The sequence below is a fragment of the Pseudomonas brassicae genome (assembly GCF_010671725.1).
GTDB lineage: Bacteria > Pseudomonadota > Gammaproteobacteria > Pseudomonadales > Pseudomonadaceae > Aquipseudomonas > Aquipseudomonas brassicae.
Map to the genome: position 1 here is coordinate 1 of NZ_JAAHBU010000046.1, position 16,161 is coordinate 16,161.

Here is a 16,161-nt window from a genome sequence, read left to right on the forward strand (position 1 = left end):
GCGCGTGAGGGCCTGCGCCTCGGCCGCATTGGCGGGGTGGCTGCGCGCCTGCTCGGCCAGGCTCAATGCTGCCGCATGATCGCCACTGCGCTCCAGTACGCGGATCTGCCGGGTACGCGCCTGGGGATGGCTGCTGCGTGGGTAGATCGCCAGCGCCTGGGCCCAGTCGCCGCTGCGTTCACAGTGTTGACCCAGTTGAAACAACAGCCTGGCGCGGCGCCGCTCCAGCCACGGGTTGCTCGACTGCAGGCCGTCCAGCAGCGCCAGTACCTGCGCCACCGGTTGCCCTGCTTGCAACTGCTCGGCGCAACAATGCAACGCCAGGCACAAATCGATATCGGCGCGCTCGCGCAAGGCGCGTGAATGCTCGCTGAAGGCGACCTGCTCGTAGCGCAGCAGGCCAAGGTCGGCCAGCACGAACTCTGACCAGTCCTGATGAAGGTTGCCGAAAAACAGCAGGCGCAGGCGATCACACAACGCCTGCAAGCGCAGTGCGTACACCGGTTCAGCGAAGCCCGGCCACCACTGCGCCAAGGGTTGTGCATCGGGGTACAGCACACTCAACTGCTCGAACAACTGCGCCTTGGCCGCGCGCGGGCGCTGCAGCACCGCCCCGAAACAACCGCTGATTTCGTCCTTGCGCAGCAACTGGAACAGCTGCTCCAGGTTCAGCACAGGTTGTTCTTCAACCCAGCCCAATGCTACCAACGGTGCCATGGCAGGTACGGTTGGGCCGATTTCGTCATAGGCCAGCTTGCCGGCACGAAACACCAGCCCCTTGCGCATCACCATGCGTACCAGCAACGCCTGCGACTCGCGCCCCAACTGCGCGAACTGTTGCATGAACTCGCGCTCCTGCGCATCGAGCAGGTCCGCATAGCGCAGGTGCAACCAGGCAAGCACCTGCTGGAAATTGCACAGGTAATAGAATGGGTCGGTGACGGAATGGGCGATCACGAGAGGTGCAACCGGCAAAAATAATCCACTGGTTATACATACAGACAAGTGCCTTTGGCAACTCCTGCAGATCAGCGGCGCACCCGCTCCGGGTCGCTGTCGCGGGCCCGTGCAAGCAACGACAGCGCACCGGCCCTGGCCTCGCTGTCGCGCTGGTAGAGCATCTGCAACGTGGCAAGTGGCAACCCGCTGACCTCTTCCAGCCACTGCACCAGGGGCTGCGCCGCCGGTAAGCCCTGCAGCGCGCTATGCAGGAATGGCGCGGCCATCTGCATGCCTGGGTGACAGCACGCCAGAAAGCCTTCCAGGCCTCGGCCCTGCTCGACAAAAGGTGCAAACAGCAGGCACACCCATTGGCTTTCGTTCACGCCATAGGCCTGCTGCGCGAAGCCATCGGCCAGGGCGCGGCGCTGCGCCAGTCGCTCGCTGCCCTGCCAGGCCTCGACTGCCTGGGCCTGCAGGATGGGCGGCATCGAGGTACGACGCATCTGCGCCCTGACATGCTGCAGGTGCTCATGGATACCGTCCGCGTACTCGCGGCCCTGCACAAACTGCGCACGCAGGCCGCACAGGTGCGTCATCAGCAACGGGTTGGCACAGGCCGAATGGGTGAAACCCAGTGCAAGCTCATCGTTGCGGTAGCCGAGCAGGTCGAGCAACTGCGCGCTGCGTGAATACCCCGTGGGCTGCACCAGGTCGGCAATGTCGAGCAGGCGCGGAGCGCGCCGCAGGCCTGGCAGCGGCCGCAGCGGCGCATCGGATCGGCCCAGTACCTCGCTCACGTACTGACGGCGCAACTGCCCCAGCCCCTGCAGGAATACCCCCGGATATGCGCTGATCGGCCGCGTGCTGGCAACACCCGCCTCACGCATCATGCGCCGACCCCACGCCAGGTAGCGCTTGCGTTCAGGCAGCGAGTCCGCGCTGATCAGGGCGTCCACACCGCCCTGCCAGCTCATGCCCTGGCGATAGAGGTCGGCCAGCCCCAGGTAGAACCGGTTGCAGAACATCGGGCGCACCTGGCCGGCAGTCAGGTGCCCGGTGACCAGGGTATCGTAACGCTCGGCCTGCTGCTGGCGAGCCGACAGCGCCTGGCGGGCATCGAAGGGTTGCAGGCAACCGTCCTCCAGCACCAGCAATTCGACCCGTGAGTCATCGTGCATGACCAGCGCCGAGTAGGTTCGCTCGATGTTGCCAATAGTCACCGACGACATGCCCAGGTGCCGCGCCGTGACCACCCGCAGCTCGAACGTGGCCGATGCACGTGCCGCGATGCTCAGTTGGGCGGCCCGCAGGCAGGCTAGCGCGAAAGAGCTGTCCTTGCCGCCGCCATACGCCAGCATGACCTTGAAGTCACCGATCTGATCGAGCCCTCCGGCAGCAACCAGCAGGCGCTGGATCAGCAACTGCAACGAGGCGCGCTGGCCCTGTGACAGCTGTTCGAGCAGACGGTGCAGCACCTGCTGATAGATGTAACTCATGGCTTGATCGTGAAGAGTGCTCATGGCGTATACCTGAATGCGATAACGACTGCCAGCATGCGAAGTTACCTCCAAAGTGGACAGTCAGTAACCTTGCGCACACTGGGTGGCAGAATTTAAAAAAGTCTCAAGATGTTTCTTACAACTTCCTACACCCTCGCCAGACGATGCCGAAACATATCTTCCAGCAGGGCCTCACGGGCCCGAAGCACCCCATATGGCGTACGCCCGACAAGGGGTTTGGCGTGCTCGGGCACGCAGATCGAGGGACCATATCTCACTCCCTGAGATAGCAGTAATGGCACACACGCCAGTAAGTTTACGGACAACCGAATGTCCTTATTCCCACACCGACAACATAGCGCAAGGGCGGCACTTAGTCCGCACAAGTTAAATAGGAAAGTTCTGAAACTTATATAAGAAATTTCCACAAAAAAGCCCGAGGCTTGGCTCGGGCTCTGGCGTATCTGGTGGTGGGGTCACGCGTCGGGCAGCTCCAGTACCACCCGACCACCACAGGGGCACTCATCCATGTGGCGGTGTGCAGCGACAACCTCGTCGAACGGGTAGACCTTGATGATATGCGGCAACACCTGGCGATCGGCGGTGAACTGGTTGATGTCGCGCAAGGCACGCTGCAGGGCCAGTTGGTCCTGGGTAATGCCCAGCTCGGGCTTGCCAGTGAAGTTGCTGACACAGTGCACGAAGAACTGGATGTTCTTCTGAAACGCCGCGCATGCCGGGAACGGCGTCTGGTTGCCGCCTTGCAGGCCGTACAGCACGAGACTGCGCGCGGCGCCAGCACATCACCGAGCAGTGACATCTGCGGGCCGCCCAGGCCATCGAGCACCATGTCCACGCCACGGTTGTCGGTGTACTTGTTGATCTGCATGAGCAGGTCTTGCTCTTCGGTCACGATCACCTTGTCCGCCCCCAGCTTGAGCAGGTTTTCGCGCTCCTGGCTGTCCTTGGTGGCGGCAATCACCTTGAGGCCAAGCGCCCTGCCCAACTGCACGAAGGCTGGCCCCGCGCAGTGGCTGGCATCGGTCACCAGTGCCGTCTGCCCGGCCTTGGCACGGGCCAGGTCGACATACGCGAAGTAGGCGATCAGCAGCGGCGTGTAATGCACGCTGGCCTCGATCGGGCTGAGGATGTCGGGGTAGCGGGTCAGCGCATTGCGTGGCAGCACGATGAGCTCGCCGTACACCGGATGCTCGTTGGGGCTGGTGGCCGGGAAGCTGGCGACCTTGTCACCGACTGCCAGGTCATCCACACCGGCGCCGACAGCAGTGACCACCCCGGCCATCTCGTGACCGATACCTGCTGGCAGGCGAGCATGCGAGGGCGCCAGATTCTGACGCCACAGCACGTCATACCAGCTGATGCCTATGGCCTGAACCCGAACCTGCACTTCACCGGCAGCCGGTTGCGGCGTGGGCAGCTCCTCACACTTGAGCACCTCGGCCTGGCCAACTTGTGAAATCGGATCATGCGGGACATCGCAAACCTCGCCTAGTGAACCTCTAATGCCCTGAACTCTATCGGGCCTTTAGCGGTTAGACCATCAGTGGCCATTAATAGTCAACATGCCTGTCATTGATTGGTGATAGCGCCTGTGCGCAATTTATCCGATGCAGGGTACCGTCTTTGCCCTTAAGATTCACCCCTGCCCCGACTTGACCTGTGAAGCGAAGCCGATGAACCGTAACGACTTGCGTCGCGTCGACCTGAACCTGCTGATTGTGTTCGAGACCCTGATGCACGAACGCAGCGTGACCCGGGCCGCGGAAAAGCTCTTCCTTGGGCAGCCGGCCATCAGTGCTGCGCTGTCGCGGCTGCGCGGCCTGTTCGACGATCCGTTGTTCGTGCGTACCGGGCGAGCATGGAGCCGTCGGCCCGCGCGGTGGAGATCTTCGCGCTGCTCTCGCCGGCGCTGGACTCGATCTCCACGGCGGTCAGCCGTGCGGCCGACTTCGACCCGGCCACCAGTACTGCGGTGTTTCGCATCGGGCTGTCGGACGATGCCGAGTTCGCCTTGCTGCCGCAGTTGCTCAAGCGCGTGCGCGCCGAGGCGCCGGGCATCGTGCTGGTGGTGCGCCGGGTCAACTACCTGCTGATGCCGGCGTTGCTGGCGTCGGGTGAGATTTCCGTGGGGGTGAGCTGGACCAGCGACCTGCCGGCCAACGCCAAGCGCAAGGTGTTACGCCGCAGCAAGCCCAAGGTACTGCGTGCCGACAGCGTGCCGGGCAGCCTGACCCTGGACGACTTTTGCGCACGGCCGCATGCGCTGGTGTCGTTTGCCGGCGACCTGAGCGGCTTCATGGACGAAACCCTCGACAAGCTGGGGCGCAAGCGTCATGTGGTGTTGGCAGTACCGCAGTTCAATGGGCTGGGCAGCCTGTTGACGGGTACCGATATCCTTGCCACGGTGCCGGACTACACCGCTGATGCGTTGACGGCTGCGGGTGGGCTGCGGGCGGAGGATCCGCCGCTGGAGGTGCAGAGTTTTGAACTGCACATGGCGTGGCGCGGGTCGCAGGACAATGATCCGGGGGAGCGGTGGTTGAGGTCGAGGATTCAGATGTTTTTCGGCGACCCGGATAGCCTGTAATGGACTTCCACTAGGGAAACTCCGAACAAGTTGCTCATCAGCTGGAAATGGGCGGCTTGGGGATGCCGAAAAGCCGGATTTTCAGCCGCTGATTATTGGATAACCAAGGCAACGCCTTGGTTATCTGCCCTCACGGGCGCACCTCTCCCGCAGCAGGCAATAATTGCCGGCGCACCATCCACAGATTCGACAGGGCAAACAGCGTGGTCAACTGCGCCGTGTTCTTGGCCAAGCCACGGAAGCGGGTTTTCACATAGCCGAACTGGCGCTTGATCACACGAAATGGATGTTCGACCTTTGCTCGCGCCTGCGCTTTGACCTTCTCGATCTTGCGTCTGGCTTTGTAGAGCACGCTGCGTTTGCTCAAGTGTTTGTAGGTGCTACGACGAGCCGCAATCTGCCAGATCACCGGCCGCCCTTCATGCTCCGGCCGTTTCTCCACGCCGGTATAACCCGCATCCGCACAGATAGCATTCTCATTGCCATGCAACAGGTGAGCGACCTCCGTTACATCAGCCACATTCGCCGCTGTGCCGTGGACGTGGTGCACCAGGCCCGACTCAGCATCGGCACCAATATGCGCCTTCATGCCGAAGAAATACTGATTACCCTTCTTCGTCTGATGCATTTCAGGATCGCATTTGCCTTCCTTGCTCTTGGTCGAACTGGGTGCGTGGATGATGGTGGCGTCGACGAGGGTGCCGGAAATTCATGATTGTCGTGTCTTCGGGGATCGGAGCGCTGAGCGTTAGATGAGCAAACTGGCGCATCGAAGTGATCTCGCATAGCGCTTCTTCCATGGCTGGGTCGCTCAACGAGAATCAGTTCTACAGTAGGTGAATACGCAGCAGGGTTTCCAGTGGGTAAGGCTGCGACCACCGCCAGCCTTTGGGTAATGCGGCTCGATCAATGCCACCAAACCGCTCCACGGCACCACCTGCTCCATCTCGGCCAGGAAACGTTCGCGACGGGTCTGCTTGCGCTTACCGGCGTGCTCGAAATCGGAAAAGCTCATCTGACTCATGGGATGGAGGGCTTGTGGGGGGGTAATTGACGGGTGGGCTATTTCAGCACAGCTCAGATGGCCTGTGCTGACTTGATCGGAGAATCCCTAATAGACTGCTCATCGAAGCGTTTACAGCTTAAACTTTTTGATCATCGAATCCAGACTCATGGAAAGCTTGGACAACTCATGACTGGCCGTGGCAGTCTGCTGCGCCCCTCCAGCAGAAATGTTGGACAAATCGCGAATGCGTACAAGGTTGCAATCTACTTCACGGGCTACCTGAGCCTGTTCTTCAGTTGCGGCCGCAATCACCAGGTTCCTGTCATTGATGACATTGATCGACTGCATGAGGTCGTCCAGAGATGCGTCGGCAGCATCCGCCTGCATCAAGGTGGCACGGGCCTGCTCACTACTCATCTTCAAGGCCGCGACCGTCTCTGTAGTGCCTTTCTGGATGAGGCTGATAATTTTCTCGATCTCCAACGTTGAGACGCCGGTACGCTGAGCCAGCGCACGTACTTCATCGGCTACGACGGCAAAGCCTCTGCCGGCATCACCTGCACGAGCAGCCTCGATGGCCGCATTGAGCGCCAGCAGATTGGTTTGCTCGGCCACAGACCGAATGACGTCCAAGACTTGGCTTATAGTACGAGCCTGCTCAGACAAGTACTCTGCCCGCCCAGAGGCCTGATCCACTGTTGCAACAGTAGCTTTAATGGATTGAATGGTTGCAGTGATGGAGATTCGACCATTATCAGCAGTCGCCTGCGACGACTTGGCAACTTCGGATGCGGATACCGCATTGCTCGCAACTTCATCAACGGCCGTGCTCATTTCCGTCACAGCCGTCACGGCCTGTTCGATTTCGCTGTGCTGTTGGCTGATGCGAGAAGCGCTTTCCACCATAGCCTGACTCATGTCATCTGCAGCAGTGGAAAGCTGCATCGCCGAAGTCTTGATCTCCCCAAGGGTGTTGTGCAGATTGTTCCTCATCATAGAAAGTGATAGCAGAAGATGGGCCGCCTCATCTCTTCCACTTGTCTCCAGCACGGCGGTCAGATCATTATTTGCGATCCGTTGTGCAGCTTCAACGGCATAGCGCAGTGGAACGAGGATGCTGGCGCTGAATCGCCAGGCCAACAAGACACCCGCACAAACGGTCAACAACACCACTCCGAGCAGGATGACCCGCGATTCACCGTATACATTCGACGCAATATTGACCGCCTCGCTCGCCTTGATCTGGTTGATGTTCACTAACGACGCCGATTGCTCGTTCATGACCAGCGAGATGGGAGAAAGCGCTTGCAGTGCGCTGAGCGCGTCCTCTTTTTGCCCAGCGCTAATGAGTGCATCTACCCTGGCGATACCGTCCTGATAGGACTTGTAGGCATCTCGCAGTTTAACCAACGCCATTTTTTCTTCTGCGGAGTTTGAAATTTTCTCGTAGTCGACAAAGTTTTTCTCGATCGCCAGATAGCGAATCTCGAGATTCTTGAGATTGTAGGTTTTCTCATCTGGCTTGGTGAACATATAGAAATGCAGGGCAGAGATACGCAGACGAGCCAGATTGAGCGCCAGGTCGCTGGCAATCGTTATACTGGGCATGGCGTCGTTTTCTATCTTCTGATTTGCTCGGCGTATTTCAGCCATTTGAACTGACGAAAATACGCCAAGCGCAATGATTGAAAGTATGATCACGCCAAAACAAAATAATGCTCTTTTTGCTATCTTCATCGTGCGTAGCATCGTCACCTCCGGCATTACAATTGACCAAAATACCCCGCACGCCGCGCCCCTGGAAAAGCCTATGTTCCCAGCACTGATGTTGCAGGCGTTCGATGCTTGAGAGTGTGTAAGCTAACGCTCAACCCGAGCATGGGAGGCACGTGAATACTGAGCAGGAACAGCTCACAGAGACACCTGTTGATTATGGGGTGCGACTTGGTGGAGCTGGGCGGACAGTGTCGGCCAATCTCAAGGTACAAGCCTGGCTGTACCTTGAGATTACTGCGGCGCACTTGGCCACTGCTCGACACAGTCACCGCGCTGTCGCACCCAGGCCGCTGATTACAGCAGGTACAGACCGCCGCCCATCCCTATGAATCAAAACAGCGAAAGCGGATAGTTCAAGACCAAACGATTTTCATTGAAGCTTGTGTGGGCGCCCCAACCTCGACGCAACGTCGAGTTACGCCATTTGATATTCAAGTCCTTGAGCGCGCCGGACTGGAACACGTACGCCAATTCGGTCTCCCGGCCCCACTCCTTGACACCTGTTTCCCCCCCGACACGAATATCGCTACCTTTGATATAGCGGTTCATAAGCACCAGACCCGGAACGCCCACAGCCACGAAATTGTAATCGTGGCGGACCTGCCAGGAGCGCTCGTTGGCATTTTCGTAGCTGGAGCTGAAGCTGTCGTTGGCCAATGATCCACCGGACGTACCGTTGACTTTCATCCAGCCATCTTGACCGGAAACCTTCTGCAAGCCGATGTAAAAGGTGTTCGCGCCATACATCGCTGAAAACAATCCGGACCAGGTCCGGTTGTCGAGATCCCCCGCCAACGACCGCCCGTCTTCCTTGCCGGTATACCACTGAATGTTGGCACCCAGCGTCCATTCACCAATGGGCTGGCTGTGTGTGACCTGTATCATCTGCTGGCGGTAGATATCCTTCAACTCGGCCCCCCACCCGCCGAGCATTGTCCGTTTGTCATTGAACGTATATTCGCCGCCGACAAAGTTGAAGCGATCGGAAGTGACGCCTGGCTTCTGAGCAAGGAACATATCTTCCATGCTGGCGTCATTTCGTGGGCTGTTGGCACGGAACTGGCCGCCATACAGGGTGAGATTTTCGATCTCTCGAGAAGTGATCTGCGCACCTTTGAAAGTCTGCGGCAACGATCGCCCGTCATCTGAACGCAAGATAGGAAGTGTCGGCATCCATTCGCCGACTTTCAGCTCCGTAGCCGAGATTCGTGCTTTTCCGGCAATCGCCAGACGCCCATAATCATCGGCCGCGCGGCCATCGTCATGAATCGGTAGCAACTGGGTGCCAGGCGTGCCACGGCCACCGTCCAGTTTCACAGCATAGAGCCCCATGGCGTCCATACCAAAACCTACCGGGCCTTGGGTGAAGCCGGATTTGTAGTTCAAAATGAACGCTTGGCTCCATGCCTCTGCCTTGCTTTGCGTAGCTGAGTCGCTGACATAATTACGATTGATATAGTAATTACGGAGGTTCAACCCAGCCGACGAATCTTCAATAAAGCCGGATTCAGCTGCCTGCACGCTGATGGCTGCACTCAGCAGCAGCACGACGAAAGACATGTTTGCAGTATTCAAATGGTATTCGGATGCGCGGATTTTCATTTTTTATTATTTCCATCACAGATATTTTTAGATAAACACTACCCTTCTCGCTGAACATTCATTCAACTAGATTTTTTAAAACTCTATTACTTTTCGCACAGCCCTGAATAACAGGGCTCTTCAGCACCAATTAATAATGCAAGCCTGCATAACCTCAGGCTTATTGCCGCGCCCTCCCTGGCGCAGCACGCGAATCAAGACTGACGCGCGGTTGTTGCGACTTCCAGCAGGCCACGGCGACCGAGGCTGTCAATCAATGAGCGCAAGCCAAACTCCCACTGCGGTGCCAGGTTGCTGGTGGTGACCCGATTGGAAAGAGTGCCTAGTTGTGCGTTGCTGATGCTCACTACATCGCCCCGCTTGTGGGTGAAACCGTTGCCGGGCTGGTCACGGTCCTGCTTGGGCGCAAACAGCGTACCTAGGAACAGCACCAGGCCGTCGGGATACTGATGGTTTTCGTTGAGGGTCTGCTCCACCAAATCCTCCGGATCGCGGCTGATCTGGCGCATGGAGCTACGCCCGGCGAGGATGAAACCGTCCTCCCCTTCGACCATCAGATCAACTTCAGCGTTGCGGACATCATCTAGATTGAAGCTTTCGTCGAACAAGCGCAGTAGAGGCCCCAACGCGGTGGACGCATTGTTATCTTTGGCCTTCGACAGGAGCAACGCGCTTCGGCCTTCGAAGTCTCGCAGGTTGACATCGTTGCCGAGCATGGCGCCTTTGATGCTGCCATCACTCGATACCGCCAACACCACTTCAGGTTCTGGGTTGTTCCAGCTAGAGTCGGGGTGAATGCCGATGTCAGCGCCGTGACCGACTGCCGACAGCGGCTGGGCTTTGGTGAACACTTCAGCATCTGGGCCAATGCCTACTTCAAGGTACTGTGACCACAGGCCCTGCTCCATCAAAACCTTGCGCAGCGCCTCGGCCTGGGCAGAACCCGGCACGATCTGCGAGAGATCAGCGCCGATACGCTTGACCAGGTTGGCGCGCACCGCATCAGCCTTGGCCGGGTCGCCTTTGGCCTGTTCTTCCACAACCCGCTCAAGCAGGCTGGCCGCGAACGTTACGCCGGCAGCCTTGACCGCTTGCAGGTCGATTGGCGCCAGCAACCACGGCTGGCGGGGGTCACGGCGAACAGGGTCACTATTGGCCAGCAATTGTGTCAGTTCGGCCAATGGTTCAGCCAGCGGTATAGCACGCAGGTAGGCCACCGGGTCAGCCTCCTCCAACAGGGCTGAAACGGTCGCTACATAGGTGCTGATATCGTGCACAGCGCCGGCTTTGACCAGTACCACCGCAGGCCCCTGCTCCGGCAGCCATACACGCCCTACCAGCTGCCAGTCCCAAACACGCTGGCGCTGTGGCGCAATGGTAATGGTGCGCCGGCATTCAATTGTTCGGTCATTTGCTTACCCTTACTGTATCCGTCGAAAAGATGAGTAGACTCGCATCCATTAACTCAAGGCTGCGGTGCTGGGCTTACCATCGACCAAGCGCTGGATACCCAATGGGTTGGCATTCTGCAAGGCAGCAGGCAGCAAGGCATCCGGTAGGTTCTGGTAACAAACTGGGCGCAGGAATCGGTCAATGGCCAAGCTGCCGACGGAGGTGCCACGAGAATCGGAGGTTGCTGGGTAAGGACCGCCGTGGACCATGGCATCGCAAACCTCTACGCCGGTGGGGTAGCCGTTCAGCAGTACGCGACCCGCTTTGACCTCAAGCTTGGAAAGCAGGTGGCCGTAGGCGACCAGGTCTTCACTGTCTGCCTGCAGCGTGGCAGTCAACTGGCCCTGCAGCGCGTCGATGGCTCGCAGCAGTTCCTGCTCGTCAGCGACTTGGACAACCACGGTGCAAGGGCCAAATACCTCTTCCTGCAACAGCTCGTCATGCTCCAGGAGCATGCTGACATCCGCTTCGAACAGGTGTGGTTGCGCTTGATTGCCTTGTTGCGCTGAGCCGCTCAACCGGCTGACTCCCGGATGGGCCAGCAATGCCTGGATGCCTTTGCCATAGCTGTTCAACGTGCCTGGGTTAAGCATGGTTTGCGCAACCTGTTCAGCCATGTGCCCGCCCAGGTCGTTGATGAACGCGCTGAACGCAGGTGAGCGGATGCCCAGGACCAGGCCCGGGTTAGTGCAAAATTGACCACAACCCTGCACGACGGACGCGGTTAACTCCTTGGCAATGGACGAACCGCGATTGGCCAGTGCTTGAGGCAGCACTAGCACTGGGTTGATGCTCGACATTTCAGCGAACACCGGGATCGGCTGCGGCCGTGCGGCAGCCATGTCACATAGCGCGCGCCCCCCTTTGAGTGAACCGGTAAAGCCCACTGCCTGTATGCCCGGATGCATGACCAGCGCTTCTCCGACGCCACTGCCGAAAATCATGCTGAACACACCTGCAGGCATGCCCGTGCGTTCGGCTGCCCGGACCAGCGCCTGCGCCACCCGCTCAGCAGTACCCATATGACCGCTGTGAGCTTTGAATACCACAGGGCAACCCGCAGCCAAGGCGGCGGCGGTATCCCCACCGGCAGTGGAGAATGCCAACGGGAAATTGCTGGCGCCGAACACTGCCACCGGTCCTACGCCGATGCGGTATTGACGCAAATCCGGACGCGGCAGCGGGGTACGCCCTGGTAGTGCCTGGTCGATCCGCGCACCGTAGAAATCGCCGCGACGCAACACCTGGGCAAACAGGCGCATCTGGCCACTGGTGCGACCACGCTCCCCCTGAATCCGGGCTGCTGGCAAGGCCGTTTCCTGAGAAACCAGCGAGATAAAGTCGTCGCCCAGTGCGTCGAGTTCGTCGGCAATGGCATCGAGGAACTCGGCACGGCGGCTCGCCGCCAGGTTTCGGTACGTTGCAAAGGCAGACTCTGCACCCGCTACCGCGGCGTTTACTTCATCCAGAGTGGCTTGGCGAAACCCATTAGGTAAGCGCTCGCCCGTACGCGCGTCGATACTGAATACCAGGGCGTCACCCTGGCCGCTGCGCTGGCCTGCAATAAAATTGTATCCACTGACATTCATAGGTTATGGCCTCAACGTTGGTAGGCAGGTCAATTAGGTGACGGCACCGATCTGCCAGGGCACGAACTCGTTTTGCCCGTAGCCGTGCTGTTCGCTCTTGCTGCGCTCACCTGATGCGATGCGCAACATATGGTCAAAGATGTAGGCGCCGCGCTCCTCAATGGTGGTGGAACCATCGGCAATGCCGCCGCAATTGACATCCATGTCTTCTTCCTGATGCTCGAAGACACGGTCGTTGGTTGCCAGCTTGATCGAAGGCGCGGCGCGCAGCCGTAGGCCGAGCCGCGGCCGGTGGTAAAGGCAATCAAGTTCGCCCCCCCTGCCACCTGGCCGGTGGCGGAAACCGGGTCATAGCCGGGCGTATCCATGAAAACCAGCCCGTGCGCCCGCACGGCTTGCGCGTACTCGTAGACGTCGACCAGATTGGTGGAGCCGGCTTTGGCGACTGCGCCAAGAGACTTTTCCAGGATGGTGGTCAGGCCACCGGCCTTGTTACCGGCAGAGGGATTGTTGTTCAGCTCGGCATTCATCTGCTGGCAGTACGCCTCCCACCAATGGATACGGGCCACCAGCTTTTCGCCGACCTCACGACTGACTGCCCGGCGGGTCAGCAAATGCTCTGCACCGTATATCTCAGGCGTTTCGGAAAGAATCGCCGTGCCACCTGCGGCGACCAGACGGTCTACGGCATTGCCCAGCGCCGGGTTGGCAGTGATGCCTGAATAACCATCGGAACCGCCACACTGCAAGCCGACCACCAAGTGGCGAACACTGACCGGCTGACGCTGGACTTGGTTGGCTCTATCCAGCAGCGATCTGACCTGTTCGATACCGGCAGCAATGGTCTTCGAAGTTCCCCCGATGCCCTGAATGGTGAAAGTGCGCAACTGCGCACTGGCTTCAAGGCCCTGAGTTTCAAGCAAGGTTTCGATCTGATTGGTTTCACAGCCCAGCCCAATGATCAGTACAGCGGCAAAGTTGGGATGCACGGCATAACCGGCCAATGTACGGCGTAACAGGCCCAAGGACTCACCAGCAGGATCCACCGCACAACCGGAACCGTGAGTAAGGGCCACCACACCATCGATGTTCGGGTAGTCGGCCAACGCCTCCGGGCGGATATCGCGACGGAAATAATCGGCCACTGCCCGGGCGACGGTAGCCGAGCAGTTCACAGAGGTGAGAATGCCGATGTAATTACGCGTTGCGACCCGGCCATCGTCTCGCACAATGCCCTGAAATGTTGCTTCAGTGGTTGGCTGGCTGCGAGCATCTACGCCAAAGGCATAATCGCGGTCGAAGTCACCCATTTGCACGTTGTGAACATGCACATGATCGCCAGCATCGATGGCCTGCGACGCAAAGCCGATAATCTGTCCGTAACGACGCAGCGGTTGGCCCTGCTCTACCCGTTCGGTTGCGACCTTGTGGCCAGAGGGTATTGACTGTCTTACAGTGATCCCCTCGGCATCCAGAGACTGGCCGGCTACCAAAGGCTGTCGCGCGATTAGAACGTTATCAAGTGGGTTCAAACGGATGACGGCAATATCCCCCGTTTTGGCGATGAGTTGCATAATACCTCTCAGTTCGTCACGGCAAATTCCTCATGATGGCGAAGCCCAGAAATTGCCAGCTTAATTTATTAACCTTAAGCGCTTTCACGGAACTTTCCCAATGAGACAATTCGATCAGTTGATAACTAATAGTTATTTTATGGCGCGGAATATCCAAGCATATCAATCATCACGCTCGCCTTGTTCGCCACGTCGACGCCGAGCCCCTTCAACCAGCATGTCGACGAATAGACGCGCAGCGCCACTTAGAGGTTTATCCTTGCGAGTCAGGACACCATATTCAAGTGGTGACAGCGCTAGAGGACAGGGCAATTCTTTAACAAGACCGTTGGAAAGGCTTTCGACAATCATTGTGCGTGGCAATACGGCAATCATCGGCGCAGATTGCAGCAATTGCAGGAACACCGGCATAGAAGTGGTTTCCACACTGTCTGAAGGTATGGGGATGCCTGCAAGATTAAATGCCTGCTCCAGACGGTCGCGAATCGGAGTGCCCACGGGGTACAGCACCCACGGCCAATCACTCAAGGCTGCAGGCGTAATACTTGTGTCATCATTGAGCGGGTGCGATTTATTGACCACTAGGCTGAAAGTTTCTGGCTCTAATGGGTGAAAATCAAACAACGCCCGGAAGCGCTCATCAGTAAAACGGCCAATCATGATGTCGAGTTTATGTTGCTCCAACATGATCAACAGGTGATCGCTTGATTGTTCGATCACTTCGATCGACAGCAACGGGTAGCGCGCCTTGATAGCGGCAATTGCTTGCGGCAACACTTGTGCAGTGGAAGCGAAGATCCCACCAACACGCAAGTGTCCATGACCGCCGCTGCGAAGGCGGTTAACCTGACTGACAAATTGTTGCGAATCCGCCAGAGCATTTTGAGCGAAGCGAACGACATAATCGCCGAGTTCGGTTGGCGGCATACTACGCGGCAGGCGCTCGAAAAACGGGAAGCCGAACTGATCCTCCACGTCTCGCAGCATCTTGCTCAAAGCTGGCTGAGTGAGATTCATCAGTGTGGCCGCCGCGTGCATGTTGCGAGTGCGTGCGAGCGTGTCGATCAGCACCAAGTGCTTGTAACGAATTCCGTTGCAAAAGCTGGCATGGGTAATATCTGGCGGCATCAGCAACTACCCTCAAGTGAAAAGTTATAAGCACCGCCGACAAGCCGCAAGCCAAACTTTTAGAACCGGTTTTCCACATGACGCCGAAAAGGAGCGCGCGCCCAAAGCAATATCTATCGCGCTGGCAGGCGCGCCCCTAAGAGGAAAACGCGAAACACTGTCCGCTGACTGCACAGTTAAGCCATTATCATCCCGCGCTGGAAGGCGTCTTGCAGCGCGTGTATTCCAGTTGATAAAGCGTCGTGGAAAGTTGCTGCTCGGGATCGTCCATCAAGTTGCCAACGGCCGCAACCAGCTGTTCTCTGACATGCCCGACGTAATCCGCGGCGCAACCTTCGACCATGATGATCCAGGACGGAATTTCAGTACCTTCCGATCGAGCCTTCTTCTCCGCAGTCTCGACTTTGCTGACTGCTTCATCGGCCGTGCAGAAGTGAACACCGGTGATCCCCTGCGCTTCAACCAGCGGCGGTAACACTCGTTCACACAGCGCTTGAAGAACATCCGTGTAGCGCTCGACGGCTACATTGAAACGCAGAGTCATCAGGTAAGCACCACTCCCCACGCCGGCCGTATAGTGTACGTCGCAAATCGACCGGGCAACATTACGGTATGACTGCACGACTTTCTGCGTCCACGGGGTCGGCGCATTCAGGCGAGCCAAATAATCTGGACCTCCCAGCACCTCGACGGAGTCGCCTCGTACAGGTTGAAATAGACTGACCCCGCATCAAGCGCTATGTAACGTCGGCCCCGCTGAAATCCTGGAATCGCCGCGCGCTCTGGCATATGTTCACGGTTATGCCATTCGTAAAACTCATCTCGTGCATCGGGCAGAAGGTCATGCCAAATTGCAACTACGCCTGTTCCTGCAAAGCTCATGTCTTTTTCTCCAGCATCAATCAACGTTAGGGTAACGGCCCGCAACCCAGGCAGCGCCCATTTCCGCTACATACGGCACCACCGTCTGAGACTGCCAAGGCAC

The 16,161-nt window shown here is 58.3% G+C and carries 6 protein-coding genes and 7 pseudogenes; 1 reads left to right on the forward strand and 12 read right to left on the reverse strand.

The features are described from left to right. From G3436_RS04390 to G3436_RS04400, 3 genes and pseudogenes are all read right to left on the reverse strand, one after another. Positions 1-957: pseudogene (locus G3436_RS04390) on the reverse strand (VRR-NUC domain-containing protein); the annotation flags it as partial. Positions 958-1,028: 71 nt separating this feature from the next. Continuing rightward, positions 1,029-2,462, reverse strand: a complete 1,434-nt coding sequence (locus tag G3436_RS04395) for a hypothetical protein (RefSeq protein WP_163941730.1) — start codon at positions 2,460-2,462, stop codon at positions 1,029-1,031. 455 nt (positions 2,463-2,917) lie between these two features. Next, positions 2,918-3,938 (reverse strand): annotated as a pseudogene (locus G3436_RS04400) (zinc-dependent alcohol dehydrogenase family protein). A 197-nt stretch (positions 3,939-4,135) separates the two neighbouring features. Here G3436_RS04400 and G3436_RS04405 point away from each other — a divergent pair. Continuing rightward, positions 4,136-5,049: pseudogene (locus G3436_RS04405) on the forward strand (LysR family transcriptional regulator). Between the two features lie 130 nt (positions 5,050-5,179). On the opposite strand, the pseudogene G3436_RS04410 reads toward G3436_RS04405, so the two are convergent. The 9 genes and pseudogenes from G3436_RS04410 to G3436_RS27320 form a co-directional block, all read right to left on the reverse strand. Further along, a pseudogene (locus G3436_RS04410) lies at positions 5,180-6,073 on the reverse strand (IS5 family transposase). Between the two features lie 111 nt (positions 6,074-6,184). After that, positions 6,185-7,051: a methyl-accepting chemotaxis protein gene (locus G3436_RS28735; protein WP_420801172.1), complete on the reverse strand. Its 867-nt coding sequence runs from the start codon at positions 7,049-7,051 to the stop codon at positions 6,185-6,187. Continuing rightward, positions 7,043-7,819, reverse strand: a pseudogene (locus G3436_RS28740) (MCP four helix bundle domain-containing protein); the annotation flags it as partial. The pseudogene G3436_RS28740 and the gene G3436_RS28735, both read right to left, overlap by 9 nt. Before the next feature lie 342 nt (positions 7,820-8,161). Beyond that, positions 8,162-9,433, reverse strand: coding sequence for an OprD family porin (locus G3436_RS04420; protein WP_163941736.1), 1,272 nt, complete (start codon positions 9,431-9,433; stop codon positions 8,162-8,164). A 194-nt stretch (positions 9,434-9,627) separates the two neighbouring features. Beyond that, positions 9,628-10,844 (reverse strand): annotated as a pseudogene (locus tag G3436_RS04425) (fumarylacetoacetate hydrolase family protein). Between the two features lie 49 nt (positions 10,845-10,893). Beyond that, positions 10,894-12,474, reverse strand: a complete 1,581-nt coding sequence (locus G3436_RS04430) for an aldehyde dehydrogenase (NADP(+)) (RefSeq protein ID WP_163941739.1) — start codon at positions 12,472-12,474, stop codon at positions 10,894-10,896. A 33-nt stretch (positions 12,475-12,507) separates the two neighbouring features. After that, a pseudogene (locus G3436_RS04435) lies at positions 12,508-14,048 on the reverse strand (UxaA family hydrolase). 162 nt (positions 14,049-14,210) lie between these two features. Continuing rightward, on the reverse strand, positions 14,211-15,176 hold the full coding sequence (locus G3436_RS04440) for a LysR family transcriptional regulator (protein WP_163941742.1): 966 nt from the start codon (positions 15,174-15,176) through the stop codon (positions 14,211-14,213). A gap of 187 nt (positions 15,177-15,363) precedes the next feature. Next, complete coding sequence (locus tag G3436_RS27320; protein WP_243667007.1) at positions 15,364-15,720, reverse strand: hypothetical protein; 357 nt, start codon at positions 15,718-15,720, stop codon at positions 15,364-15,366. Positions 15,721-16,161: the final 441 nt, after the last annotated feature.